This is a genomic window from Embleya sp. NPDC050154 (assembly GCF_044460165.1).
In the GTDB taxonomy this organism is placed as follows: Bacteria; Actinomycetota; Actinomycetes; order Streptomycetales; family Streptomycetaceae; genus Embleya.
On the sequence record NZ_JBITJP010000041.1, the window covers coordinates 1 to 24,014 of the forward strand.

The following is a 24,014-nucleotide window of genomic DNA, read 5'->3' on the forward strand; positions in this document are numbered from 1 at the left end:
ACGCCCGGTCTCATTCCGAACCCGGAAGCTAAGCTCTCCAGCGCCGATGGTACTGCACTCGAAGGGGTGTGGGAGAGTAGGACGCCGCCGGAATCAACGTGAGTAAGGGGCCCCACCCCGGTGGGGCCCCTTATTTTTTTGTCCAGTTCTATTTACCGTGGCGACTCCTGTCCACAGGGGCTCAGGGCCACCATCGGGTGCGCCGACTTCGTTCGTCATACGGGACAATGGTGGTCGCGCCACAGGCGACTGCGTACCCGTACGACGATCACGAGGAGCAAATCCCATGTCCAATCCCCCCTCCGAGGGACGGCCGAGTCGCCGTCCCAGTGGATCGCAGTACTCGGGGGGCGGTGGCGGCGGTGATCGCCGGCCGTTCAACCGTGATGATCGCGGTGGCCGTCCGGCTTCCGGTGGTCGTGACCAGGGTGGCCGTGACGACCGTGGCGGTTCGCATCCTCCGTTCAATCGTGACGACCGTGGTGGCAACCGTGGCGCGGGCGCCGGTCGGCCGCAGTCCGGTGGGCGTCCCCAGTCCGGCGGTCGGGACGACCGCGGTGGTGCTTCGCGTCCCCCGTTCAATCGCGATGATCGTTCCGGTGGCGGTTCGCGTCCGCCGTACCGGTCGGACCGGCCCGAGCGTTCCGACCGGCCTGCCCGCGACGACCGCGGTGGATCGCGTCCTTCGTTCGGCAACCGGGACGACCGTGGTGGCAGTCGCCCGTCGTACGGCAACCGTGACGACCGGGGTGGCTCGCGTCCCCCGTTCAACCGTGATGACCGTGGTGCGGGTCGGCCGCAGTCCGGTGGACGCGATGACCGTGGGGGTTCCTCGCGGCCTTCGTTCAATCGTGACGATCGTGCGGGTGGGGGGTCGCGTCCGCCGTACCGGTCGGACCGGCCCGCTCGTGACGATCGCCCTGGCCGCGACGACCGTGGTGGCTCCCGTCCGCCCTTCCGGGCAGACGCTCCCGAGCGTGACCGCGGTCAGTCGCGTACGTCCTACGGGGCTCGCGGCGACCACGCGATCGCGCGGCCGGACCGCGACGGTGATTCGCGTCCGCCCTACAACCGTGACGACCGTGGTGGCAGTCGCCCGTCGTACGGCAACCGTGACGACCGGGGTGGCTCGCGTCCCCCGTTCAACCGTGACGACCGTCGGCCTCCGGCCGGTCGCGACGATCGGCCCGGGTTCCGTGAGGAGCGCGGCGGGGATCGCCGTCCCTCGTTCAATCGTGACGATCGTTCCGGTGGCGGTTCGCGTCCGCCGTACCGGTCGGACCGGCCCGAGCGTTCGGACCGGCCTGCTCGGGACGACCGCGGTGCTTCGTCGCGTCCCTCGTTCAACCGTGATGATCGTGGCGACCGGGGTGGCGCCGGTGGGCGTTTGCCGTTCCGGTCGGATCGGCCGGAGCGTTCGGACCGGCCCGCTCGGGACGACCGCGGTGGTTCGTCACGTCCCTCGTTCAACCGTGACGACCGGGGTGGCTCGCGTCCCCCGTTCAACCGGGACGAGCGTGGTGGGGACCGTCGTCCGTCGTTCAACCGGGACGACCGCAGCGGTGCGGGCGGTTCGCGTCCGCCGTTCCGGTCGGACCGTCCGGAGCGTTCGGACCGGTCCGCTCGTGACGAGCGGGAGTTCGGGGACCGCGACTACAAGGACGGCGCCAGCAGCCGGCCGACCTACAACGGTCAGCCCGGTGCGCGGCAGCCGTTCCACGAGCGTCGTCCGGCGCCGCGGCGGGACGACCGGGGTTCGGGTCGTCCGGCGAGTGGTGGTCGGGACGAGCGTGGTGGGGACCGTCGCCCGTCGTTCAACCGGGACGACCGTGGTGGCTCGGCGCGTCCCTCGTTCAATCGTGACGCTCGTTCCGGTGGCGGTTCGCGTCCGCCGTACCGGTCGGACCGTCCGGAGCGTTCGGACCGGCCTGCTCGGGACGACCGCGGTGCTTCGTCGCGTCCGCCGTTCCGGTCGGATCGGCCGGAGCGTTCGGACCGGCCCGCTCGGGACGACCGCGGCTCGCGGCCGTCGTATGGCGACCGCGGGGATCGTGGTGGGTCGCGCTCCTCGTTCAGCCGGGACGACCGTGGTGGCCGACCCTCCCATGGGGACCGGGATCGCGGGAACAGCCGTCCGTTGTATGGGAATCGGGACGATCGTGGTGGGTCGCGGCCGTCGTTCGACCGTCGGGACGAGCCCGGTTACGTGCCGGTCGAGCGGATGTACATCCCGGAGGACGTGCAGGCCGAGGAGCTCGGTGCGGAGGCGCGGCAGGAGCTGCGCGGGCTGCCCAAGACCCTCGCCGACGAGGTCGCGCGCAACCTGGTGATGATCGGCCGTACGGTCGACGAGGACCCGGAGCTGGCCTACAAGTACGCCAAGGTCGCGCTGCGGCTCGCGTCGCGTGTTGCCGCAGTGCGGGAGGCGGCGGGGATCGCCGCGTACATGGCGGGTGCGTACGCGGAGGCGCTGTCCGAGCTGCGTGCGGCGCGGCGGATGACCGGTTCGAGCGAGCACTGGGCCGTGATGGCCGACTGCGAGCGTGGGCTGGGTCGTCCGGAGCGGGCGTTGCAGATGGCCGGCGCGGACGAGGTCAAGGAACTGGACAAGGCCGCGCAGATCGAGCTGCGGATCGTTGCCGCCGGCGCGCGTCGCGACCTGGACCAGCTCGACGCGGCCGTGGTCACGCTGCAGGTGCCGGAGCTGAACTCGGCGTCGACGAATCCGTGGGTGGCGCGACTGCGATTCGCGTACGCCGACGCGTTGGCGGCCGTGGGCCGGGACGATGAGGCGCGTGACTGGTTCGGCCGGGCAGCCGAGGCGGACACGACGGGCGAGACGGGTGCGGCCGAGCGGGTCGCCGAACTCGACGGCCTCGACTTCACCGACGCGCTCGACCCGGACGCGGAGGATGACGCGGACGCGGAATCCGACGACGTCGACGTCGATGGCTCCGCCGACTCCGACGAGGAGGCCGGGGACGAGGTTGCCGACGTCGAGGCCGAGGTTGCGGCCGAGGACGAGGTTGCCGGTGCGGCGAACTCGGACGTGGTTGCGGATGACGAGTCGGCGGCCGAGAAGGACTGACTTGGCGGTGGGAGGTGAGAAGGGCCTGGCACGTATGTGTGTCGGGCCCTTCTTGCGTTTCGGGCGTGGCCACCGTTGCGCGTTGGTTGGGTTGGGTTGTGTACCTACCCGCTCCACCCGTTGCCTTTGGCGCGGAGGTTGGGGTTTCAGGGGCGCCGGGGTGGCCTGGTCCGGCCCCGCGACCCGGTCCCGCCTGCGAGCCGGCTCGAACCGCGACCCGGCGCCGACCGTGACCCGGTCCCGCTTGTGATCCGGCTCCGCCTGCGACCCAGCGGCGCTCGCAGCCTGGCCCGAGCCGGCTCCGCCTGCGACCCGCCCCGACTGGACTCGCCCCGGCCCGGCCCCGGCCCAGTCCCCCCGCGACCGCGACGCGGCGCCGCCTACGACCCGGCGCCGCCTACGACTTGGCGCCGACTACGAGGCGGGGTCGGTTGTGGGGTGGGGATGGTTGGGGCTACTCGTCCAGGTCCAAGGTTCGTAGCACCAAGCCGGTGGCTGGTTTCGGGCCGAATGATGTTGATTTGCGCGGCATGCGCACGTCTTGTTCTGCCAGCGTTCTCACCACCCGCTCGTCGGTGGGACGGAGCAGGATTGCCGTGCCGCCCGTGTGGTTGGCCTGGCGTACGGCGGCGGTGGCGTCGTGGACGTAGGTGATGTTGTCCCAGTTGTCGGGGACGTGCCAGACGTGATCGAGCAGGGCCGCGTGCAGGACGGTGGCGTCCAGGCAGCGCCACATGTGCGGGCGGTCGGCGCGGATCGCGAGGTCGAGCAGGTCCGGGTCGGGGCCGGTGAGCAGGTGGAAGCGGCGGTCGCCGGCGAGCAGGAAGGCCGGTCCGGTGGCCTGGTCCAGTGCCCACAGGGCGGCCGGCAAAGTGCCGTCGAGGGGGCGGGCCAGGAACGCGCCGGCGCCCGCGTCGCCGTAGGTGGCCAGGGCGTTCAGCGCGTCGGCCGGGCGCAGCTTGGGCAGGACGCGGTGGATCGCGCCGACCCTCAGCGGGTGTCGGACGGTGTCCACGAGCAGCACCAGGCCGCGATCCCAGGGGCCGTTGCCACGGCCGTCCGCGTGCGCGCGGTCGCGCATCCTGGCGTAGGCCGCCCAGCGGTGGTGGCCGTCGGCGATCAGCGCCTTGCGATGCGCGAGGTCCTCGCGGATCGCGGCGAGCGCGTGCCGATCGGTCACCCCCCACAGCCGGTGACGTATGCCGTCCGGCGTGCGCAGACCGACCAGCGGCGACTGGTGGGTGGTCTGTTCCACGATGTCCGAGGCGCGCCCGCCGCCGGTGTACACCAGCAGGATCGGCTCGGGGTTGGCCGACAACTCGGTCATCAGCGCGGCGCGGTTCGCGACCGGGCCGGCCATCACGTCCTCGTGCGGCAGGACCGCGGAGTCGAGCGAGAGGGCGCCGATCAGACCGCGTTGGATGGAGTTGTGGTCGCGCTGTTCGTATACGTACAGCGTGGGCAGCGGGTCGGGGCGCAAGACGCCCTCGGCCAGCCAGGTGCGCAACGTGGTGCCCGCCTGTTCCGCGCTGCGCGGGAGGACCAGGCGCACGATGTTGTGCGGATCGGCGTCCTCCAGCGCGGGTACGCCGCCGGGCTCGACCACGTCGTACGGCGGCGAGGTCACCGAGGCGACGTCCCCCACGTGTTCCGGGTCGTAGCGAAGCCCGCGGAAGGGGGCCAGATCGAGCCCGTTCGGCACTGCGTCGTCCATGGCCGAATGTTACGGGCCCGAGCCCGGGCAAGATCAGGACATCCGATGTCGCCGGCCGCCGGATTTCGCCGGCCGGCGGATGGTCGAGTTGCGGGAGGGCATCATGGCGATGGCTCAGGGAGCCGGCGGGGTGAACGGTGCGCCCACGGGAGACGTGTACGACTGGTATCGGCGTGGCATGCAGTTGCTCTCGTCGGGTAATCCGGCCGCCGCCGCGCAGTTGCTGGCGCGGGCGGCGGACGCGGCGCCGGAGTCGCGCAGTGTGCGGGAGGCGCTGGCGCGGGCCTGGTTCGACTCGGGCAGACACGACGAGGCGCTGCGGCATTTTCGGGCGGTGGCCGAGTCGGATCCGGCGGACGACTACGCGCAGTTCGGGTGGGGACTGTCCGCGTCGCGGCTCGGCGATTTCGAGACCGCCGTGGAGCACTTGGCGCTCGCGGTGGCGATGCGGCCGGAGACCGAGCACTACCGGACGGCGCTGGTCCAGGCGCGGGCCACGTTGCGCGCGAGGGCCGGCGCGTACGGGACGATCGGCAAGGACGGTGGGGACATGGACGACAGGAGCGACGACGCGTGAGCAAGCAGACCTCGGCAGGGACCTCGGCAACGACTTCGACCTCGGCAACGACTTCGGCATCGGGGGTGGACGCTCCGGACGTGGCTGCGGCGGCGGGGGAGTTGGCACGGGAGTACGACGTCGCGCTGCTCGACCTGGACGGTGTCGTGTACACCGGCGCGCGGGCCGTTCCGCACGCGGTGGAGGTGCTGGCCGAGGCTCGGCGGCGGGGGATGGGGCTGGCGTTCGTCACGAACAACGCGTCCCGGCCGCCCAAGACGGTGGCCGAACATCTGGTCGAGCTGGGCATCCCGGCTCAGCCCGAGGACGTGGTGACCTCGGCGCAGGCCGCCGCGCGGGTGGTCGCGGAGCGGGTGCCCGAGGGCGCGGCGGTGCTCGTGGTCGGCGGCGCGGGGCTGGAGGTGGCGTTGCGCGAGCACGGGCTGCGGCCGGTGCGGTCGGCGGACGAGGAGCCCGCGGCGGTGGTTCAGGGGTTCGCGTCCGACGTGGGGTGGCAGGCGCTCACCGAGGCGTCGTACGCGGTGGCGCGCGGGGTGTTCTGGGTGGCCTCGAACGCGGACCTGACCATTCCCACCGAGCGCGGGATCGCGCCGGGCAACGGCGCGTTGGTGGGCGTGGTGCGAGCGGCGACGGGGGTCGAGCCGGTGGTCGCGGGCAAGCCCGAGTTGCCGCTGCATCGGGAGACGATCCTGCGTACCGGCGCGCGTCGGCCGTTGGTGGTGGGCGACCGGCTGGATACCGACATCGAGGGCGCGTGCAAGGGGGGCGTGGACAGCCTGTTGGTGCTCACCGGGGTCACCACGCCGGATGGGCTGCTGGCGGCGGGCGAGGGCCGGCGGCCGACGTTCGTGGCCGAGGACCTGCGGGCGTTGTTGGCCGCGCCGGTGACGGCCCGGCCGGAGGGCGGGGCGTGGGTGTGCGGTGGTTGGTCGGCGCGGGTGGTCGACGGCGCGTTGGCGGTCGAGGGCAAGGGCGAGCGGATCGACGGGCTGCGGGCGGCGTGCGCCGCGGCCTGGGCGGCGCACGCGCCGGTGGACACGGCCGGGGTCGTGTCGCGTCTGGGCTGGTAGCGGGCGCGACCCGAGGTGGGGCGGGCCGGGTCAGAGCAGTTTGCGCAGGACCAGCAGGTCCTTGAACGAGGCGTCCAGCTTGACCCGGCCCTTGGCCCACGCGGCACCGAAGTTGAGTTCGCCGGCGACCAGCGCGATCAGGTCGTCGCCGGTCAGGCTCAGCCGGATCTGTGCCTTGTCGGTGCGCGGCTCGGTGTCGATGTCGTGCAGCGCGCCGTCGCGCAGTCGGCCGGAGAAGGTGACGTCGAGGTCGGTGACGCGGCAACTGAGGCTGCGGTCGAGCTGGGTGGCCTTGCGGGTTTCGCCCTCCGCTCGGCCCATCTTGGCGGACAGTTCCTCGAGGGCCTTGCGGCACTCTTCGACGGTGGCCATGCGAAGGCGTTCCTTCCGTGGGATCCGGTTGGCGACCGTACCCCACCAGGGGTCCGCCGATGCCGGGCCGGGTCGCCGGGTGCGGTCGGCTCGCCTTCCGCCGCCTCCTCCTCGGTCGTCGTCGACGGCCGTGGTCGGCGGCCGTCCTCGGGCCGGCGCCATGTCGTTCTCCGTCCTTCTTCCCCTCTCTCGGCCCCTCTCCGCCCTTCTCCGTCGTTCTCGGCGCGGCCCGCATGTCGTTGCTTCCGGCCCCGCGCCGGTCGAGAGGGTAGCGTCGGAGCAGACCGATCATCGCCGTTCGTATCGCCGCGCAGGCACGCATACGGCGGCCGGAGCAGGAAGGCAGGCGCCGCTTATGCGAGATGTCGTTCGCAGTTACCTTCAGATCGCCAGTGGCTTGACCGAGATGACCCGGCAGCGTGTCACCGAGGTGGCCAAGGCCCTCGTCGAGCGCAGCGGCCTGGACCTGGAGCAGGTGCCCGACCAGGCCCAGGCGTTGCCGCAGTACGTGCAGCAGGTCGCCGAGGAGCTGTACGAGACGGGCAAGGCGAACCGGGACCTGCTCGTGGGCGTCGTGCGCGGCGAGGTGGACAAGGCGTTGTCCCGGTCGAAGCCGTGGACCAAGGATCTGATCAAGGCGGAGGAGGAGATCGCTCGGCTCAAGAGCCGGGTGACCGACCTGGAGCATCGCCTGGCGCGCGCGTCCACGCCGCGGACGGCCCGTCCGGCGACGGGTACGGGCTCGCCGGCCGCGACCCGTGCCGCCGCTTCGCCGGTCGCCGAGCCCGCCGCCCCGAAGCCCGCAGCCGCCCCGAAGCCCGCTGCGGCGAAGAAGGCCGCGGCGCGCAAGACGGCCGCGAACGCGCCCGCGTCGGCTCCGGTGGCCGGCCCGCGCAAGCCCGCGCGCAAGACGAACGGCACCGCCGCGACGAAGAAGGCGACGCCGGCCAAGAAGGCCATCCGCAAGCCCGCCGAGCCGGCCGCCGGCGCGGACGAGCAGTCGTGAGCGAGGGCGCGGACGTGGGCGTGGCGGGCGGCGACGGGTCCGGCGCGGTCGGGCTCGTCGCGCCCTCGGGGCCGACCGCGATCGGGCCGCTCGACGTCGAGCCGCCCGCGCCCACCGGTGATCCGCACGTGGACGCCGTACTCGCCACCCTGAGCCGTGTGGGTGACCTGCCCACCGAGGCGCACGGGTCGGTGTACGAGGATGTGCACCGAGGGCTGCGGGACACCCTGGCGGACCTGGACCGGTAGGTCCGAATCCCGACTCGGGCGAGGGACCCACGCGTGTCGGGCGCGGGAACGGCGGTCCTCGTCGACGACTTCGGCACAACCAAGGAACGGCAGGCACGACCGGTGGCACGACGCAGGCTCGACGCCGAGCTGGTGCGCAGGGGACTCGCTCGCTCCCGGGACCACGCGAGCGAACTGATCGCGGCCGGGCGGGTGACGGTGGGCGGTCAGGCCGCGACCAAGGCGGCCACCCAGGTCGATGCGGGGGCGGCCGTGGTGGTCGCCGCCGACGAGGGCGATCCGGACTACGTCTCGCGCGGTGGACACAAACTCGCGGGCGCGCTGGCCGCGTTCACCCCGCTGGGCCTCACCGTCGAGGGGCGGCGCTGCATCGACGCGGGCGCCTCCACCGGCGGCTTCACCGACGTGTTGCTGCGCGCGGGCGCGGCGCACGTGGTCGCGGTGGACGTCGGGTACGGGCAACTGGCCTGGGCGCTGCGCAGCGACGATCGGGTGACGGTACGAGACCGGACCAACGTGCGTGAGCTGACGCCGGATCAGGTGGGGCCGGCGGTCGATCTGGTGGTGGGCGACCTGTCCTTCATCTCGCTCGGGCTGGTGCTGCCCGCGCTGGTGCGCTGTTCCGCGCCGGACGCGGATCTGGTGATGATGGTCAAGCCGCAGTTCGAGGTCGGGCGCGAGCGGCTCGGCGCGGGCGGGGTGGTGCGTGATCCGGCCTTGCGGGCCGAGGCGGTGCGTACGGTCGCGGAACAGGCCGCGAAGACGGGGCTGGGTGTGCTCGGGGTGACCGCGTCGCCGCTGCCGGGGCCTTCGGGCAACGTCGAGTACTTCCTGTGGATGCGGGCCGGTGCGCCGGAGTTGGACCCGGCGGACGTCGATCGGGCGGTCGCCGAGGGGCCTCGGTGAGCGGCGCGCACGGTAGCGTCACGGCGTACGGGTACGGCTGCGGTCGGTTCGATGCGGACGAGGGGATACGGGCATGAACGATCGCACGGTACTGGTGGTGACGCACACCGGCCGACCTGCGGCATTGCGCAGCGCACGGCTGGTGGTGGAGCGGTTGATCGCGGCGGGCCTGGGCGTACGGGTGCTCGAGAACGAGGCGGACGACCTGGCCCTGCCGGGCGCGGTCGTGGTGTCGGTGGAGCCGGACGCGGCCAAGGGCTGCGAGCTGGCCATCGTGCTCGGCGGCGACGGCACGCTGCTGCGCGGCGCGGAGCTGGTACGCGAGGCGGCGGTGCCGATGCTCGGGGTCAACCTGGGCCGGGTCGGCTTCCTGGCGGAGGCCGAGCGCGAGGACCTCAACGACGTGGTGGAGCGGGTCGTGGCGCGCGACTACGACGTCGAGGAGCGCATGACGCTCGACGTGCTGGTGCGGGTCAACGGCGAGATCGTGCACACCAACTGGGCGCTGAACGAGGCCGCGATCGAGAAGGCCTCGCGTGAGCGCATGCTGGAACTGGTCGCCGAGGTGGACGGCCGGCCGCTGTCCCGGTGGGGCTGCGACGGGGTGGTGTGCGCGACGCCGACCGGGTCGACCGCGTACGCCTTCTCCGGCGGCGGGCCGATCGTGTGGCCCGAGGTGGAGGCGCTGATCATGGTGCCGATCAGCGCGCACGCGTTGTTCGCGCGCCCGGTGGTGGTCTCGCCGAACTCGGTGCTGGCGCTCGAGCTCGCGCCGGAGACGCCGCCCGGCGCGCTGTGGTGTGACGGCCGGCGCACCGTGCAGTTGCCTGCCGGGGCGCGTGTGGAGGTGCGTCGCGGGACCCAGCCGGTGCGGTTGGCGCGGTTGCATCGGGCACCGTTCACGGATCGACTGGTGGCCAAGTTCGCGCTGCCGGTCAAGGGCTGGCGCGGGCGAAAGTGAGTCGCCTTTCCGGGCCGGATCGTCGATACGGTCGTCTGTTCGTGTGTTGAACACACGCCGTTGAACTGCGTTCTTCGCGTGGAGTCCCCACGACCTCGTAGTGTCGTCCCGTGCTCGAAGAGATGCGGATACAGGGTCTGGGTGTCATCGAAGACGCCGTAGTCGAGCTCGCGCCGGGCTTCACCGTGGTCACGGGCGAGACCGGCGCCGGCAAGACGATGGTGGTGACCGGGCTCGGCTTGCTGTTCGGTGGGCGGGCCGATGCCGGGCTGGTGCGCAACGGGACGGGGAAGGCCCTGGTGGAGGGTCGGCTCAGCGTGCCGGCGGACTCGCCGGCGGGGCGTCGGGCGATCGAGGCGGGCGCCGAGCTGGACGACGACGAGCTGCTGCTGGCGCGGACGGTCTCGGCCGAGGGTCGCTCGCGTGCGCACGTGGGCGGGCGGTCCGCGCCGGTCGGGTTGTTGACCGACCTGGCCGACGACCTGATCGCGGTGCACGGCCAGACCGATCAGCAGCGGCTGCTGCGCCCGGCCCGGCAGCGCGGCGCGCTCGACCGGTACGCCGGGGAGGCCGTGTCGGTGCCGTTGAAGGCGTACGGCGGGGTCTATCGGCGGCTGCGCGAGGTGAGCGCGGAACTCGCCGAGATCACCACCCGGGCGCGCGAACGCGCGCAGGAGGCCGATCTGTTGCGGTTCGGCCTGACCGAGATCGAACAGGTCGTGCCGCAGCCGGGCGAGGACGCGGAACTGGCCGCGGAGACCTTGCGGCTGGGCCACGCGGACGCGCTGCGCACCGCGGCGACCACGGCGCACGAGGCGCTGTTGGGCGATCCGGAGACCGGTACGGACGCGGTGGACGCCTCGACCCTGCTGGGCGCCGCGCAGCGGGCGGTGGAGGCGGTACGCGCGCACGACCCGGCGTTGGCGGCGTTGGCGGATCGGCTCGGCGAGGTCGGCTACCTGGTGTCCGACGTGGCCACCGAGCTCGCCTCCTACGCGGCCGGCGTGGACGCGGACCCGGTTCGGCTCGCGGCGGCGGAAGAGCGGCGGGCGGCGCTGTCGGCGCTGACCCGCAAGTACGGAGAGTCGATCGACGAGGTGCTGGCCTGGGCCGAGCGCTCGGCCACGCGGTTGGCCGAGTTGGACGGCGACGACGACCGCACCGAGGAACTGACCGCCGAACGGGACGCGCTGCGGGTCGAGTTGGCGGCGCTCGCGAGCGAGGTGTCGGCGGCCCGGCACGCCGCGGCGGAACGCTTCGCGGCGGCGGTGACCGGCGAGTTGGCGGCGCTGGCGATGCCGTACGCGCGGGTCGGCGTGGCCATCTCCGGGGTGGACGACCCGGACGGGCTGCCGGTCGGCGATCGGGTCCTGGCGTACGGCCAGGCGGGCGTGGACGAGGTCGAACTGCAACTGTCCCCGCACCCGGGAGCGCCACCGCGACCGCTGGCCAAGGGTGCCTCCGGCGGTGAGCTCTCCCGGGTGATGCTCGCCGTCGAGGTGGTCTTCGCCGGCGCCGACCCGGTCCCCACGTTCGTCTTCGACGAGGTCGACCAGGGCGTCGGCGGCAAGGCCGCGGTCGAGGTGGGCCGCCGCCTGGCCCGCCTGGCGCGGGTCGCCCAGGTGATCGTGGTGACCCACCTCCCCCAGGTGGCGGCCTTCGCCGACCGCCACCTGGTGGTGGAAAAGTCCAGCGACGGTACGGTCACCCGCTCCGGAGTGGTCACCCTCGACGACCCGGCCCGAGTCCGAGAACTCTCCCGCATGTTGGCCGGCCTGGAAGACTCCGAACTCGGCCGGGCCCACGCGGAAGAACTCCTGGCCACGGCCGCCGGGGCCAAGCTCGAGGTCACATGACCCTGATGGGCGAAGCGGTTTGGGCGGGTTCGCTGCGGTAGCGGGTGGGTCGCGTGGGCGATCGGCGTGCGTTGTGCGCGTTGCTGCGGATGCGTCTTTGGTTGCTTTGGGTTGTGTACCCACCCGCTCCACCCGTTGCGGAGGTTGGGGTTTCAGGGGCGGCGTGGGGGCCTGATCCGGCCTCGCAGCCCCGGTGTGGTTTGCCGGATGGGTGGGGTTGGCTGCTGCGGTGAGAGGTCGGCCCGCCCGCGACCGGGCCGGCGGATCCGGCTGCGGTTTGGCGCGTCAGCGCCCCCGACCCGCGCCCACCCCAGTGATCGACGCGCGAAGCGCGGAGAGCGGCGGAGCCGCAGGTGTGGGCTTCGTGGCCCGGAGCGAAGCGGAGGGACACGAAGCCCCGAGCGAGGCGCCGCTTTTTCTTGGAGGAGCGAAGCGGGGGAAAGAAAAAGCGGCGCCTCGCGAGCCGGCGACGAAGTCGCCCAACAAACAGCAACGCCGCGGGACACGACTCCGGCCTACCCCGCCCCGCTTCGGTCCCGACCCGGTCCCGCCCCGACCCGCTCCAGCTCCGACCCAGTCCCACCCGACCGCCCCGACGCCCCGCTCGCTCTTCGGCCGTGTGTGGAGTCGGCCCCGCTTGCGCCCCAGGTGCAAGCGGGGGTCTCAGGTGAGGCGGCCGGTAGGCAGGTCGGTCAGGGACGGTGTGGATGTGTGCAGGATTTCGTAGCGTTCGGTGGTGTCCTTGTGGTGGGGCGTCGGGATGGGGCCCTGCCACAGGACGAAGCGCATCAGGTGCCAGTGGTCCGGGTCGAGGGCGAGGGCAGCGGTGTGGACGCCGTCGGTGCGGGCGAGCGCGTGTAGGGCTTCGATTTCGGCGTCGATGTGTGCGGCCAGGCCGAGACCCGTGGGGTCGGGGTCGGCCGGCAGCGGAAGCAGGCGGCGGGAGGCGGCCTTGGGCGCGTGCTCCCGAGCGGGGCCGGGCAGATGGGCCAGGCCGGTCCAGTGCCGGACCCGGGGGCGACCGAAGTCGCGGATGATGCCTTGGAAGCCGCCACCGCCGACCAGGAAGTGGGCCATCGCGCCGATGTCCCGCCACAGGTAGAACGGCGCGTACTCGTTGACCGGCGAGCCGTCGACGCCGCGTTCGCGGATCGTGTACGCCTTCAGGCCCAGGCCCGCCCGGTCGTCGAGGCCGTGCCCGAAGTCGGCGACGCGCTTGCGGATGATGCCCATGTCGTAGTCGGCGGGCAAGGTGATCTCGTACTGATGGGCGTACATGTCCGAAGGTCCCGTCCTCGTGGTCGTTGCGGTTCGGTGTCGGCTGCATCGGCTATCCGACGGGTTGGTACTCCGTGTCGGTGACCGGGTCGCCTCGTTCGGCCTCGGTGCCGTCGGGGGCCACCTCCTGGATGGCCAGGTGAGTCATGAACGTGGTGGGGCCGGCGCCGTGCCAGTGCCATTCGTCGGGCGCGATGCGTACGGTGTCGCCGGGACGCACGGTTTCCACGGGACCACCGCGGTGCTGGACCAGGCCGGTGCCCTCGGTGATGTGGAGCACCTGGCCGAGCGGGTGGCGGTGCCACACGGTGCGGGAGCCGGGTGCGAAGTGCACACTGTCGACGCGCACCCGCGAGGGCTCGACCGGCGCGGCGATCTCGTCGAGCCAGGCCGGGCCGGTCAGCCACTCGGGCGGTGCCGCGGCGGTGGCGGCCTGGGTACGGATGACCTGCATGTAGGGGGCTCCTCGGAACTCGGACCCTGTTTCGCTCGGACTCTGTCTCGCTCGGACTCGATGTCGCCTGGACTCTGTTTCGCAAGCCCGGACTCGGTTTCGGACCCGGCTTCAGCCCCGGCCGGTGGGCGGCGGTGCGCTCAGCAGGCCGAGTACGCCGGTCACGGCCTGGTCGAAGGGCTCGGTCGAGTCGGCGGCGCGGGCCAGTACGTAACCGCCCTGGAGCACCGCGACGATGGTGGCGGCGGTGCTGTCGGGGTCGAGCGCGGCCACACCCGATTCACCCCGCGCGCGGCCCTCGGCCAGGACCCGGGCCAGCCTGCCGCGCAGCCAGACGAAGGTCTCGTCGACGGGTCCGCGCAGCGCCGGGTCGCTCATGACGTCCGGATCCTGGGTCAGCCGGCCGATCGGGCAGCCCTTGAGCACGTCGCGCTCGCGTCGCAGGTAGGCGGTGATCCGCTCGACGGCGGTTCCCGGCGCGGCGAACTGCCGTTCGGCGGCGGCCCGCATCTCCTTGGCGGTCCGGTCGATCGCGGCCAGCGCGAGATCCGACTTGCCGGTGAAGTGGTGGTACATGCTGCCCTGGCCCACTCCGGCCCGCTGCTGAATCGCCTTGGGGCTGGTGCCGATATAGCCGCGCTCCCAGAGGAGGTCACGCGTGGTCTCGATCAGCAGGTCGGCGGTATTCGAACTCATGCTGCGAGTGTACATACCAGTAGGTACAGAATCCGTAATTCACCCGACACCTCATAGGACCGGCGCCACCGCACAACGCGCACCGCGCACCGCGCAACGCACACGCGCACCCCCCACCACCACGCACCCCTACCACGCACCCACACCACGCACCCCGTACCGCGCACCGCGCCACCGCCGGTCGCCGGATCCCGCCATTTGCCAGATCGAGACATTCCCGTCGGCCGGCTTGTCGGGGTGGGGCGGGGGTTGGTCTACTGGGCGCGCGTGACGGGTGTGGTCGCACCCGGTGTACTTCTGCTCCTCCGCACGGTTCGGGTCCAGCCCAGAAACCCAGGAGACAGGTATGTCCAAGCGCGCAAAGATCGCCGCGCTCGCCACCGCCGGCGCATTCGCCGCCGTGACCACGTTCGCCGGTACCGCCTCTGCGGGCGGGCCCTCGACATCCCCCTACAACTGCGTGGACACCAGGGGCCGAACGTTCACCACGAAGGTGACGTACAGCACCGGCGGTGGCCTGCTCAAGGTGAACATCGCCACGGCGGTCCCGGTGAGCTTCCCCGCGAACTCGATCAACACCACCGTGCTCTTCAACGGACCCAGTGGCGGCGTGGTCTACGACGGCACGATCAATCCGCCCTACACGGCCGGTGCGCCCGTGCTCAACCTGGGTGCGATTCCGAAGGTCAGCGGCACCATCTCGCCCGGGCAGCCATTGAACGCCGTGCTCACCGGTTCGCCGCCCTCACCGAGCAACTGGAGCCTGCGGGTGCTGTTCCCGACGTCGTCGTCGTGGCCCAGTTGGTACTGCGTCACCCGCACCCCGCTCAGCCCGCCCCTGACCTACAACTGATCCGCCACCAGACCGGGGCGGCGGCACCGAGTCCGCCGCCGCCCCGCTCCACCCCGACGAGGCCGCCCGCCGCGTCGCCGCGCCGCCTTCGCGTCCCGTCCGTCCCGTCCGGCACGTCCGTCCCGTCCGGCACGTCCGCCACGCCCGGCGCGTCCGCCACGCCAGCCACGCCCGGTCCAGCGTGCCGGTCAGCCCGTACCGGCCGTGTGTCCGGCGGATCCGTCGGCCCGGATCAACACGGTGCGTCCGGTGTGTCCGTGAGCCCGTAGTAGATCCGAGGCGCGCCATCCAGGCGAAGCTCCACGCGCCCGCGCACCGGAGTCAGCAGCCGCTCCCGCCCGATGCAGTCCAGCTCGCGGACCGTCGCCGCGGTGTTGCGCCCGCCGCCGCGATGCCCACGACCGCGTCGCCCGGCCTCTGCCGGTGAAGCTCCCGGGGCCGCCGCCACCATCAGCGTCGTCTTCGTCCGCCACCCGTCCACCCACGGCTCGGGCGCGGCGAACCATCCCGAGTCCGTCGGGTGGTCGGGGTTGAGTACGTACCCGTCCTTGCGGCTCCACAGGATCGAGATCGGGCCGTCGGGCGAGGCGAACAGCAGCCCCTTGAGATCCGGGTCGGCCAGGTTCAACCGGCGGACGAACGTGGCCCGATCCAGCACCCGGGCCGCCGTGGCGTAGGCCAGTGCCGACGGCTTGGCGCCGAGGTCGCGGTGCATCAGCCCGTAGTGGTATTCGGAGTTCACCGGGTCGGCCAGTTGCGGCTTGCCCAGCACGCTGTCGTGCAACTGGTACCAGTTCACGCAGCGCACCCCCTCGGCCTTGGCCAGCGCCAGGGTCAACAGCACGTTCTCCGCCGCGTGCCGATAGGTGTCGTGCCACCAACTGTTCGGCTTGGTGCACGCGTACGCCTCGGTCAGCCACAGCTCCTTCTCGCCGTACTCGGCGATCACCTCGCGGGCCTTGCGCAGGCCGCCGAGGAAGTTCCAGTACGTGCCGTGGTCGCCCATGGTCCAGTCGGCCGGCGCCGGCGCGTAGTCGGGGGTGAAGTTGCCGCGGCCGGGGTGGAAGGCGAAGCCGTCGATCAGGTCCCAGCCGCCCGCGTCGCGGAAGTTCTTGGTCCAGACGTAGTCCATCCCGGCCAGGCCCGCGTTCATCACCTTGGTCCGGGCCCCGGCCGCGGTCAGCCGATCCCGTACGGGGTGCAGTCCGTCGCGGACGTAGGCGGACGCGGTCTGGCCGCTCATCCACGGCTTGTTGATCTCGTTGGCCACCTCGAACCAGTCGGCGTTCGCGCCGATCGCCTTGGCGGTGTTGGTGTCCGCCCACGCGGCGATCTGGGCGGTGGTGCCGCCGAGCGGGATGCCGGCCAGTTCGATGTTGTGCGCGAAGCCGGCCGCGTCGAGCGTGGCCGGTGGCAGGCCGGGGCCGCCGTCGTAGGAGATCCGCACCCGCTTGATGCCGAGTCGCCGCATCAGGCCCAGCACGGCCGGGGCGTCCGGCTCGAGCAGCCACGGGTAGTTGGCGATGCCGAACATGCTGTCGGGGCCCGCTTGGTAGGCGAACGAGGGCAGCACCGAGAGGTTGGTCCGGGCGAACGCCTCGTCCGTTCCGGAGGTCGCGCTCACCTCGGTGAACACGATGCCGTGCGGCGGCGAGGTGACGGTGAACGTCTGCGCCCAGGTGGCGCCCGCCGCGACGGTGTCGGTGACCGTGCCGCTGCCCAGGATCCGGCCGTCGAAGTCGCGCGCCCACCAGGACAGTCGCACCGCCTTGTCGGTGGCGCCGCCGTTGGCGACCTCCGCGTGCAGTGGCATCGGTACCCCGCCCCGGTCCCACAGCGAGAACGGCTGGTCGGTCCACACCTCGACACCGAGCGGCCGGGCCGATCCGGTGGTGCCGGCCGCCGCGGGCCGCATCGTGCCGAGTACCAGGTCGGCCTCGGTCACCGCGCCGTCGGTGGTCGCGGTGCCGGGCGCGTGGATCCAGGTGGCGTTGGTCCAGGCCGGAGTGGTGCCGGCGAGCCGGAAATACGCCTTCGTGTCGGCCCAGGTCTCCTGGTAGACCACGCCGGCGTTGGTCTCGTACGGGATGCCGCCGCCCGCGTCCCGGTTCCACGTGGTCAGCGCGGCGAAGGTTTCCGGCGCGGTGGGCGCGAGTACGGTGCGCCCGAACATGAAGCCGGCCGGGATCAGTGTGGTCGAGCCGCCCACCTCCCAGCGCAGATGCGCCCGGTGCGCGGTGACGTCGAAGACGCCCCGGACGGTGATCCCGTTCGCGGCGGCGGGCAGCGTGTACTCGACCCGGATCGCGGGTCTGCCGTCGGCGAGCGTGATCAACGACGGTGTGCCGCCGGTGCTCTGCTGGATGCCGGCGACGGTGTCCTTGGCCATGAATCTGGTCAGGCGCACCCGCTCGATCCCGCCGCCGTCGCGGATCGAGACGTAGCCGTCGGCGCCGGCGGTGAGGCTGATGCCCGGCGCGGACACGGTCACCGGGGCCGCCTGTTCGGCCGCGAACGCGGTTCCCGGCAGCACCGTGCCGGCCACACCGACGGCGACCGCCCCGGCGAGGAAGCCGCGTCGGCGCAGGTCGCCGTCGCCGCTGTGGTGGTCGTCGGGTGCGTGGTGGGTGGACATGAGGATCCCTTTCCCGAGCGACAGGGCTGACCTAATGCGGATTAGAGCGAATGTGTACTCCGATCGTCGACACGAGTCAAGGTCGCCGTATGTCTGATTCGCCGGGCCGCGCAACTTGTCGGCAACCCTCTTGACACACTCTCCTAATGCGAATTAGATACGACCTCATCGCAGCCCGACGCATCCGCGTCCGGAGCGGCATCCCTCCGGAGCAACGTCCGGCCCGCAGCACCAGGATCCAGGGAGGTACCCGTGGCCGAGTCAGTCCCGGTCAGCACGCACCGGCGCCGGCGCCGTCGGGCGGTGGCGGGGGCCGGGGCGCTCGCGCTCGCCCTCGTCGCAGGCACCGCCGGTTGTTCGTCCGGCACGTCCGACGGCGCCGGCTCCTCCGGCAAGACCACGATCACCGTCGCGGGCATGCCCGCGACCACGGCCCCGAAGACGCGGCAACAATTCCTGGACGCGGTCGCCGCGTTCGAGAAGGCCAACCCGAACATCAAGCTCAAGCCGACCGACACCCAGTGGGACGCGCGCACGTTCGCGGCCCGCCTGGCGGGCGGCAGCGCCGAGACGGTGCTGACCGTGCCGCTGACCGAACCGCCCGGCCTGATCGCGCGCAAGCAGATCGCCGACCTGAGCACCGAGGTCAAGAGCCTGCCGCACTCGGGCGACCTGGACCCGCGCGCGCTGGCCCCGGCCACCGCCGCGGACGGCAAGATCCACGGGCTGCCGGTCACCGAGTACGCGCTCGGCCTGGTCTACAACCGCGACCTGTTCACCAAGGCCGGTCTGGACCCGGACAAGCCGCCCGCGACCTGGGACGAGGTGCGTAGCGCCGCCAAGAAGATCTCCGACACCGGCGCCACCGGCTACACCCAGATGACCGTCAAGAACACCGGCGGTTGGATCCTCACCGCGATGACCTACGCCTACGGCGGCTCGATGGAGAAGAAGGTCGGCGACAAGTACGTGCCGTCCCTGCTCGACGGCCCGGCCGAGAACGCGCTCAAGCAACTGTCCGCGATGCGCTGGCAGGACGACTCGATGGGCAACAACCATCTGCGCACCCAGCAGGACGCCGAACGCGACTTCGCCGCGGGCAAGATCGGCATGATGATCAGCACGGTCAACAGCTACCAGCGCTACATCACCCAGTACTCCGGCAAGCCCGCCGACTTCGGCATGGCCGCGCTTCCGCAACAGAACGGCGGCAAGGCCACCCTGCTCGGCGGCCTGATGGCCGTGGTCAGCGCCAAGGCCACACCGGCGCAGCGGGCCGCGGCGGTGAAGTGGATCGACTACTTCTACCTCAAGCCGACGTACGACCCGGCCGCGGCCGAGGAACTCGCGCTCGCCCAGGCCGCGGACAAGCTCGCGGTCGGTCTGCCCACGCTGCCGTTCTACTCGGCCGCCGTGGCCGACCCGGTCAACGCCGCGATCAACAAGCACACCAACATCCCGACCGCGAACTTCGCGCCCTACGTCACCGGTGTGGGCAAGCTGGACTACCAGGTGGAGCCGCCGGTCGCCGCGCAGGATCTGTACGGGGCGTTGGACACCGTGGTGCAGGCCGTGTTGACCCGCAAGGACGCGGATCCGCGCGAGGAGTTGGCGAAGGCCGGCGACCGGCTCGGGCCGGCCTTCGAGAAGGCGCAGGCGCAGTGACCGGGGGCGAGACCCGGGCACGCCGAGGGGGTGCGTCGGGTCGACCCGGAATCATGCGGACGCCTGCTGCCGGCGGGGGGTCGGTCGGTGCCGGGATGTGCCGGGATCGCGATGGGGGTGCCGGGCCGTACCGGGATCACCACGGGGGCGTCGGGCGGTACCCGGATCGCGACGGGGGCTCGCGGTGAGTACGCCGACCATTTCCCGGGAGAGCCTGCCGGTCGTCGCGCAGGTGCCCTCGCGCAAGGGCCTGCCCAAGGCGACCCGGTGGCGCGGCGGATCCCGGCACGTCGCGGCGGCGTTGTTCCTGCTGCCGACCGTGCTGGTGTTCGGCCTGTTCTCGTGGTGGCCGATCATCCGCAGCCTGGTGCTCAGCTTCCAGCAGACCAACCTGGTCGAACCGGCGAGTTGGGTCGGCCTACAGAACTACCAGACCCTGCTGGACGATCCGCTGCTCGGCAAGGCGGTGTGGAACACCCTGGTGTTCACCGGCCTGGCGCTGCTGATCGGCTTCCCGTTGCCGCTGTTCCTGGCCGTGCTGATGTCCGAACTGCGGCGCGGCGCCGGGCTGATGCGTGTGCTGGTCTACCTGCCGGTCGCGGTCCCGCCGGTGGTGGCGGTGCTGATGTGGAAGTGGTTCTACGACCCGGACTCGGGGCTGTTCAACGAGGTGCTCGGCAAGGTCGGCCTGGGCCCGTACCCGTGGTTGCAATCCGCCGACACCGCGATGACGAGCCTGGTGGTGGAGGCGACCTGGGCGGGCGCGGGCGGCGCGGTACTGATCTATCTGGCCGCGCTCGCGAGTGTGCCGACCGAGTTGTACGAGGCCGCGGAACTGGACGGGGCCTCGGTCCGGCGCCGGTTGTGGCACGTCACGCTGCCGCACATGCGCTCGGTCCTGTTGATCATGATGCTGCTCCAAGTGATCAACACCTTCCAGGTGTTCACCGAGCCGTTCGTACTCACCGACGGCGGCCCGGAGGACTCCACGGTCACCGTGCTGCTGCTCATCTACCGGTACGCGTTCGTCAGTGGCGACTACGGCAGCGCCGCCGCGCTGAGCGTGAGCCTGGCCGCGGTGCTCGCGATCCTGTCGGCGATCTATCTGCGGCTCACCCGCGCGTGGGGGACGAAATGAGTACCGGTACCAGGGGCGTGATGTCCGAGACGGAACGTCGCCGTCCCCTCACCCGGTTCGGCCTGGGCACCACCCAACTGCTGCTGATCGCCGCGCTGGTGATCGAGGGCGCGGGCCCCATCTACTGGGTGTTCAAAGGCTCGATCTCCTCCACCCAGGAGTCGTTGCGGCACCCGCTGGCGCTGTGGCCCGAGGAGGCGCACTGGTCGAACATCTCGACCGCGTGGACGAGCTTGGACCTGGGCCGCTATCTGACGAACACCGTTGTACTGGTGGGTGGTTCCTGGTTCGTGCAGTTGTTCGTCGCGGTCACCGGGGCCTATGCGCTGTCCATTCTGCGGCCGTTCTACGGCAAGTACGTCTACGCCGCGGTGCTGGCCACGCTGTTCCTGCCGGGCACGGTGTCGATGGTTTCGCTCTACCTGACCATCCAGGACCTGCCGCTGACCGGCGGGTCGATCGCCAACACGCCGATGGCGGTGTGGCTGCCGGCCGGCGCGCACGCGTTCAACGTGCTGCTGATGAAACAGTTCTTCGACGGCATTCCCCGGGAACTTCTCGAGGCGGCCCGCCTGGACGGTGCCGGTCCGTGGCGGGTTCTCACCCGTATCGTGCTGCCCATGTCCCGGCCGATCCTGGCCGTGGTGTCGCTGCTCGCGGTGATGAACGCCTGGAAGGACTTCCTCTGGCCGATGATCGCCATCACCGACACGGACAAGCAGCCGCTGGCGGTGGCGCTCCCGCGACTCGCGGACACCTCGGACCAGAGTCTGCTGATCGCGGGAATGCTGATCACGATCATCCCGCCGGTTGTGGTCTTCCTGGTCTTCCAGCGGCAGATCGTGCGCGGCATCGCGTTCACGGGGCTCAAGTGAGCGGGGGGCGCGGAACGCGCGGGCGCGGAAGGCACGAGCCAGTGGCGCACGGAAGCGGTGTGCGGGGAAGCGGCGTGGGTGGGTCCGCGACGCGTGGGTCGGAGGTGCCCGAGCCCGAGGTGTGGATGGCGCGGGTTCTCGTTACCGGTGCCGCGGGACGGCTGGGGACCGCCGTGTTGGCGGAGTTGGCCGGTCGAGGGGTGCCGGTGACCGCGTTGGTCGCCGAGGACGTCGGGGATGCCGGGGAGTTGCGCGCCGACCGGGTGGTGGTCGGTGACGCCCGGGATCCGGTGGCCGTGGCGGATGCGCTCGACGGGGTCGACGCGGTGATCCACCTGGCCGCGCTCGCCTCGCCCGAAGTAGCCGCGCCCGAGGTGGTGTTCGGTACGAATACGCAGGCCACCTTCGTGGTGCTGAACGAGGCCGGGCGGGCAGGGGTCCGCCGCGCGGTGTTGGCGAGCAGCCTGTCCGTCACCGGCCTGCCGTTCGCCCGTTCCACGCCTCGGCCGCAGCCGGCGTACCTGCCCCTCGACACGGAGTTGCCGCTTTGCATCGAGGACCCGTACGCGCTGTCCAAGCAGGTCGACGAGGCCACCGCCGCGATGATGCACCGGCGACACGGAATGACGGCAGTGGCGTTGCGCCTGCCGTTCCTCGGTGATCCCGACCGACTCGGCGGGCACGCCGCTCGGTTGGCCGGCGACCCGGCCGGCGGTGCGGCGGAGGTGTGGAGTTATCTCGACCTGCGGGACGCCGCCCGAGCGTGCGTACTCGGCCTGACCGCGTCGGGTGTGACGGGCGCACCGGTGCTGTTCGTGGCGGCGCCGGACACGCTTTCGGCGACGCCCACTCGCGAACTCGTCGCCACCCACCTGCCGGATGTGCCCTGCCGGGCGACGTTTCCCGAGCGGTCGGTCCCGATCGACCTGGCGCCCGCCCGGCGGCTTCTCGGCTTCAGCGCCCGATACCCGTATCCGGTCGCGGGCGGGCTGATCTCCGGCGATACCCGGGACGATTCGTCTGCGAAACAGCCGGAGTCGGGTAGCGCTCGGCACGCTGATCGGACCTCGTACCCACAGGAGCGAACCTCATGAGCAAGTCGGAGTCGGAGCCCGAGTCGGAGTCCGAGACGGAGTCCGAGACGGGGACGCGATCCACCGATTGGGTGGATCCGGCGGCGACGCCCGGCGTTCGCATGGCCGAGGCGCACGTGGCCGAGGCTCACGTGCCCGGCGTGCTCGTGCCCGGGGCTTACGTGACCGAGGCCCAAGTGCCCGGTGTTCACGTGCCCGACACGGCGACTCTCGCGGTCATGGCCGAGACGCAGGCGCCGTGGGCCGCTCGGGACGCGTTGCGGATCACGTCGGTGCGGGCGATCGTGACCGCGCCCGGTGGGGTGCCGCTCGTCGTGGTGCGGGTCGACACGTCCGAGCCGGGGCTGTACGGCCTCGGCTGCGCCACCTTCACCCAGCGCTTCCACGCGGTGGTCGCGGCCGTCGAGGAACACCTCGCGCCGATGGTGATCGGTCGGCACCCGGCCGACATCGAGGACATCTTCCGGCTGTTGCACTACTCCTCCTATTGGCGTGGCGGCCCGGTGCACAACAACGCGCTGTCCGGGATCGACCAGGCGCTGTGGGACATCGCCGGCAAACGACTGGGCGTGCCGGTGTACGAACTGCTCGGCGGCCGGGTGCGCGGTGGTGCCGCGGTGTACACAGGGGCTCGCGGCGGCAGCATCGAGGAGTCGATCGAGCGGGTGGCCGCATTGGCCGAACAGGGCTACCGCTACGTGCGGTTGCAGACCGGCGGCCCGGGTCTGGGTACCTACGGCGCCGACGGCACGCCGGGCGGCTACCCGGGCGCGCCCTATCCGGACGGCTGGGACGTCGGCCACTACCTGCGTACCGCGCCGCGCCTGTTCGAGCGGGCCCGGGAGGTGCTCGGCGACGAACTCGGGCTGCTGCACGACGCACACAACCGGCTCACCCCGAAGGAGGCGGTGGGACTGGCCCGTTCGCTGGAGCCGTACCGGCTGTTCTTCCTCGAGGACCCGCTGGCGCCGGAGCACTTCGATCGGCTGCCCGAGGTGCGCGCCGCCGCGCCGATGCCGATCGCCTCCGGCGAGTTGCTCACCTCGACGACCGACGCGACGCGCCTGATCACCTCCGGCGGCGTCGACTACCTGCGGGTGCACGTGTCGGCGGTGGGCGGGCTGACCCCGGCCCGCAAGCTGGCCACACTGTGCGAGCTGACCGGGGTGCGGACCGCGTGGCACGGGCCGCCGGACGTCTCGCCGATCGGCGCGGCGGTCAACGTCACGCTCGATGTGACCAGTCCCGCCTTCGGCATCCAGGAGCAACACGTCTACCCCGAGCGGGTGCACGAGGTGTTCCCCGGCACGCTGCGCACCGTGGACGGCTACCTCACGCCCTCGGATCGGCCCGGATGGGGCATCGACCTGGACGAGGCGGCGGCGGCGAAGTACCCGCCGCGGACCCACCTGCACGAGCGGTGGGCGGCCCGGGTGCGCCGCCCCGACGGCGGCCTGGAAGCACCGTGAATCACGCACCGTGACTGGATATACTGGATCGATTGATCTGATGCGCATTAGGAACCCGT

20 protein-coding genes and 1 rRNA gene are annotated in these 24,014 nt (G+C 71.8%); 15 read left to right on the forward strand and 6 right to left on the reverse strand.

Annotated elements, in window-relative coordinates; translation table 11 throughout:
- Positions 1-93, forward strand: a 5S ribosomal RNA gene (gene rrf / locus ACIBSV_RS47245); the annotation flags it as partial.
- 2,128 nt (positions 94-2,221) lie between these two features.
- Entirely contained in the window at positions 2,222-3,088 is an 867-nt protein-coding gene (locus tag ACIBSV_RS47250; RefSeq protein ID WP_395873808.1) for a hypothetical protein, read from the forward strand.
- A gap of 454 nt (positions 3,089-3,542) precedes the next feature.
- On the opposite strand, the gene ACIBSV_RS47255 is transcribed toward ACIBSV_RS47250, so the two are convergent.
- Positions 3,543-4,802, reverse strand: a complete 1,260-nt coding sequence (locus ACIBSV_RS47255) for a DUF1015 family protein (RefSeq protein WP_395873756.1) — start codon at positions 4,800-4,802, stop codon at positions 3,543-3,545.
- 103 nt (positions 4,803-4,905) lie between these two features.
- Between ACIBSV_RS47255 and ACIBSV_RS47260 the strand changes: the two genes are divergently transcribed.
- Positions 4,906-5,379 carry a tetratricopeptide repeat protein gene (locus tag ACIBSV_RS47260; RefSeq protein ID WP_395873757.1) on the forward strand — a complete coding sequence of 158 codons (474 nt, stop codon included), beginning with the start codon at positions 4,906-4,908 and terminating at the stop codon, positions 5,377-5,379.
- A gap of 65 nt (positions 5,380-5,444) precedes the next feature.
- Entirely contained in the window at positions 5,445-6,449 is a 1,005-nt protein-coding gene (locus ACIBSV_RS47265) for an HAD-IIA family hydrolase (protein ID WP_395873809.1), read from the forward strand.
- 30 nt (positions 6,450-6,479) lie between these two features.
- Here the strand turns inward: ACIBSV_RS47265 and ACIBSV_RS47270 are convergent, their stop codons facing one another.
- A complete protein-coding gene (locus tag ACIBSV_RS47270) occupies positions 6,480-6,821 on the reverse strand; it encodes an alkyl sulfatase C-terminal domain-containing protein (protein ID WP_395873758.1) in 342 nt (113 codons plus the stop codon).
- A gap of 397 nt (positions 6,822-7,218) precedes the next feature.
- Here ACIBSV_RS47270 and ACIBSV_RS47275 point away from each other — a divergent pair, with 397 nt between their 5' ends.
- From ACIBSV_RS47275 to recN, 5 genes are all read left to right on the forward strand, one after another.
- Entirely contained in the window at positions 7,219-7,827 is a 609-nt protein-coding gene (locus ACIBSV_RS47275) for a hypothetical protein (RefSeq protein ID WP_395873759.1), read from the forward strand.
- The gene (locus ACIBSV_RS47280; protein ID WP_395873760.1) at positions 7,824-8,075 is read left to right on the forward strand and encodes a hypothetical protein; all 252 of its coding nucleotides are present in this window, start codon (positions 7,824-7,826) and stop codon (positions 8,073-8,075) included. Before ACIBSV_RS47275 ends, ACIBSV_RS47280 begins: the two co-directional genes overlap by 4 nt.
- Positions 8,076-8,177: 102 nt before the next feature.
- Positions 8,178-8,981, forward strand: a complete 804-nt coding sequence (locus ACIBSV_RS47285) for a TlyA family RNA methyltransferase (protein ID WP_395873810.1) — start codon at positions 8,178-8,180, stop codon at positions 8,979-8,981.
- A 73-nt stretch (positions 8,982-9,054) separates the two neighbouring features.
- Positions 9,055-9,942: an NAD kinase gene (locus tag ACIBSV_RS47290; RefSeq protein ID WP_395873761.1), complete on the forward strand. Its 888-nt coding sequence runs from the start codon at positions 9,055-9,057 to the stop codon at positions 9,940-9,942.
- A 122-nt stretch (positions 9,943-10,064) separates the two neighbouring features.
- Positions 10,065-11,798: a DNA repair protein RecN gene (gene recN, locus ACIBSV_RS47295; protein WP_395873811.1), complete on the forward strand. Its 1,734-nt coding sequence runs from the start codon at positions 10,065-10,067 to the stop codon at positions 11,796-11,798.
- 663 nt (positions 11,799-12,461) lie between these two features.
- Here recN and ACIBSV_RS47300 read toward each other — a convergent pair.
- The 3 genes from ACIBSV_RS47300 to ACIBSV_RS47310 form a co-directional block, all read right to left on the reverse strand.
- Positions 12,462-13,076: a DUF4865 family protein gene (locus tag ACIBSV_RS47300; protein WP_395873762.1), complete on the reverse strand. Its 615-nt coding sequence runs from the start codon at positions 13,074-13,076 to the stop codon at positions 12,462-12,464.
- A 52-nt stretch (positions 13,077-13,128) separates the two neighbouring features.
- Entirely contained in the window at positions 13,129-13,530 is a 402-nt protein-coding gene (locus ACIBSV_RS47305) for a cupin domain-containing protein (RefSeq protein WP_395873763.1), read from the reverse strand.
- A gap of 111 nt (positions 13,531-13,641) precedes the next feature.
- Positions 13,642-14,226: a TetR/AcrR family transcriptional regulator gene (locus ACIBSV_RS47310; protein ID WP_395873764.1), complete on the reverse strand. Its 585-nt coding sequence runs from the start codon at positions 14,224-14,226 to the stop codon at positions 13,642-13,644.
- 346 nt (positions 14,227-14,572) lie between these two features.
- Here ACIBSV_RS47310 and ACIBSV_RS47315 point away from each other — a divergent pair, with 346 nt between their 5' ends.
- Positions 14,573-15,079, forward strand: coding sequence for a hypothetical protein (locus ACIBSV_RS47315; protein WP_395873765.1), 507 nt, complete (start codon positions 14,573-14,575; stop codon positions 15,077-15,079).
- 232 nt (positions 15,080-15,311) lie between these two features.
- Here the strand turns inward: ACIBSV_RS47315 and ACIBSV_RS47320 are convergent, their stop codons facing one another.
- Positions 15,312-17,714, reverse strand: coding sequence for a hypothetical protein (locus ACIBSV_RS47320; protein WP_395873766.1), 2,403 nt, complete (start codon positions 17,712-17,714; stop codon positions 15,312-15,314).
- Between the two features lie 252 nt (positions 17,715-17,966).
- On the opposite strand from ACIBSV_RS47320, the gene ACIBSV_RS47325 reads away from it, so the two are divergent.
- The 5 genes from ACIBSV_RS47325 to ACIBSV_RS47345 all read left to right on the forward strand — a co-directional run bounded on the left by ACIBSV_RS47325 (position 17,967) and on the right by ACIBSV_RS47345 (position 23,955).
- Positions 17,967-19,379: an ABC transporter substrate-binding protein gene (locus ACIBSV_RS47325; protein ID WP_395873767.1), complete on the forward strand. Its 1,413-nt coding sequence runs from the start codon at positions 17,967-17,969 to the stop codon at positions 19,377-19,379.
- A gap of 184 nt (positions 19,380-19,563) precedes the next feature.
- The gene (locus ACIBSV_RS47330) at positions 19,564-20,517 is read left to right on the forward strand and encodes a carbohydrate ABC transporter permease (protein ID WP_395873768.1); all 954 of its coding nucleotides are present in this window, start codon (positions 19,564-19,566) and stop codon (positions 20,515-20,517) included.
- Positions 20,518-20,537: 20 nt separating this feature from the next.
- A complete protein-coding gene (locus tag ACIBSV_RS47335; RefSeq protein WP_395873769.1) occupies positions 20,538-21,392 on the forward strand; it encodes a carbohydrate ABC transporter permease in 855 nt (284 codons plus the stop codon).
- Between the two features lie 125 nt (positions 21,393-21,517).
- Positions 21,518-22,486 (forward strand): NAD-dependent epimerase/dehydratase family protein, encoded by a 969-nt coding sequence (locus ACIBSV_RS47340; RefSeq protein ID WP_395873770.1) that lies wholly within the window; start codon positions 21,518-21,520, stop codon positions 22,484-22,486.
- Positions 22,483-23,955, forward strand: coding sequence for an enolase C-terminal domain-like protein (locus ACIBSV_RS47345; protein WP_395873771.1), 1,473 nt, complete (start codon positions 22,483-22,485; stop codon positions 23,953-23,955). Before ACIBSV_RS47340 ends, ACIBSV_RS47345 begins: the two co-directional genes overlap by 4 nt.
- Positions 23,956-24,014 lie beyond the last annotated feature (59 nt).

What these genes read in the sequence shown, in the direction of transcription:
- ACIBSV_RS47250 (WP_395873808.1), top strand. Translation starts at nt 2,222, where the DNA reads ATGTACATCCCGGAGGACGTGCAGGCCGAGGAGCTCGGTGCGGAGGCG.
- ACIBSV_RS47255 (WP_395873756.1), bottom strand. Translation starts at nt 4,802, where the DNA reads ATGGACGACGCAGTGCCGAACGGGCTCGATCTGGCCCCCTTCCGCGGG.
- ACIBSV_RS47260 (WP_395873757.1), top strand. Translation starts at nt 4,906, where the DNA reads ATGGCGATGGCTCAGGGAGCCGGCGGGGTGAACGGTGCGCCCACGGGA.
- ACIBSV_RS47270 (WP_395873758.1), bottom strand. Translation starts at nt 6,821, where the DNA reads ATGGCCACCGTCGAAGAGTGCCGCAAGGCCCTCGAGGAACTGTCCGCC.
- ACIBSV_RS47290 (WP_395873761.1), top strand. Translation starts at nt 9,055, where the DNA reads ATGAACGATCGCACGGTACTGGTGGTGACGCACACCGGCCGACCTGCG.
- recN (WP_395873811.1), top strand. Translation starts at nt 10,065, where the DNA reads ATGCGGATACAGGGTCTGGGTGTCATCGAAGACGCCGTAGTCGAGCTC.
- ACIBSV_RS47300 (WP_395873762.1), bottom strand. Translation starts at nt 13,076, where the DNA reads ATGTACGCCCATCAGTACGAGATCACCTTGCCCGCCGACTACGACATG.
- ACIBSV_RS47305 (WP_395873763.1), bottom strand. Translation starts at nt 13,530, where the DNA reads ATGCAGGTCATCCGTACCCAGGCCGCCACCGCCGCGGCACCGCCCGAG.
- ACIBSV_RS47310 (WP_395873764.1), bottom strand. Translation starts at nt 14,226, where the DNA reads ATGAGTTCGAATACCGCCGACCTGCTGATCGAGACCACGCGTGACCTC.
- ACIBSV_RS47315 (WP_395873765.1), top strand. Translation starts at nt 14,573, where the DNA reads ATGTCCAAGCGCGCAAAGATCGCCGCGCTCGCCACCGCCGGCGCATTC.
- ACIBSV_RS47320 (WP_395873766.1), bottom strand. Translation starts at nt 17,714, where the DNA reads ATGTCCACCCACCACGCACCCGACGACCACCACAGCGGCGACGGCGAC.
- ACIBSV_RS47335 (WP_395873769.1), top strand. Translation starts at nt 20,538, where the DNA reads ATGTCCGAGACGGAACGTCGCCGTCCCCTCACCCGGTTCGGCCTGGGC.
- ACIBSV_RS47340 (WP_395873770.1), top strand. Translation starts at nt 21,518, where the DNA reads ATGGCGCGGGTTCTCGTTACCGGTGCCGCGGGACGGCTGGGGACCGCC.
- ACIBSV_RS47345 (WP_395873771.1), top strand. Translation starts at nt 22,483, where the DNA reads ATGAGCAAGTCGGAGTCGGAGCCCGAGTCGGAGTCCGAGACGGAGTCC.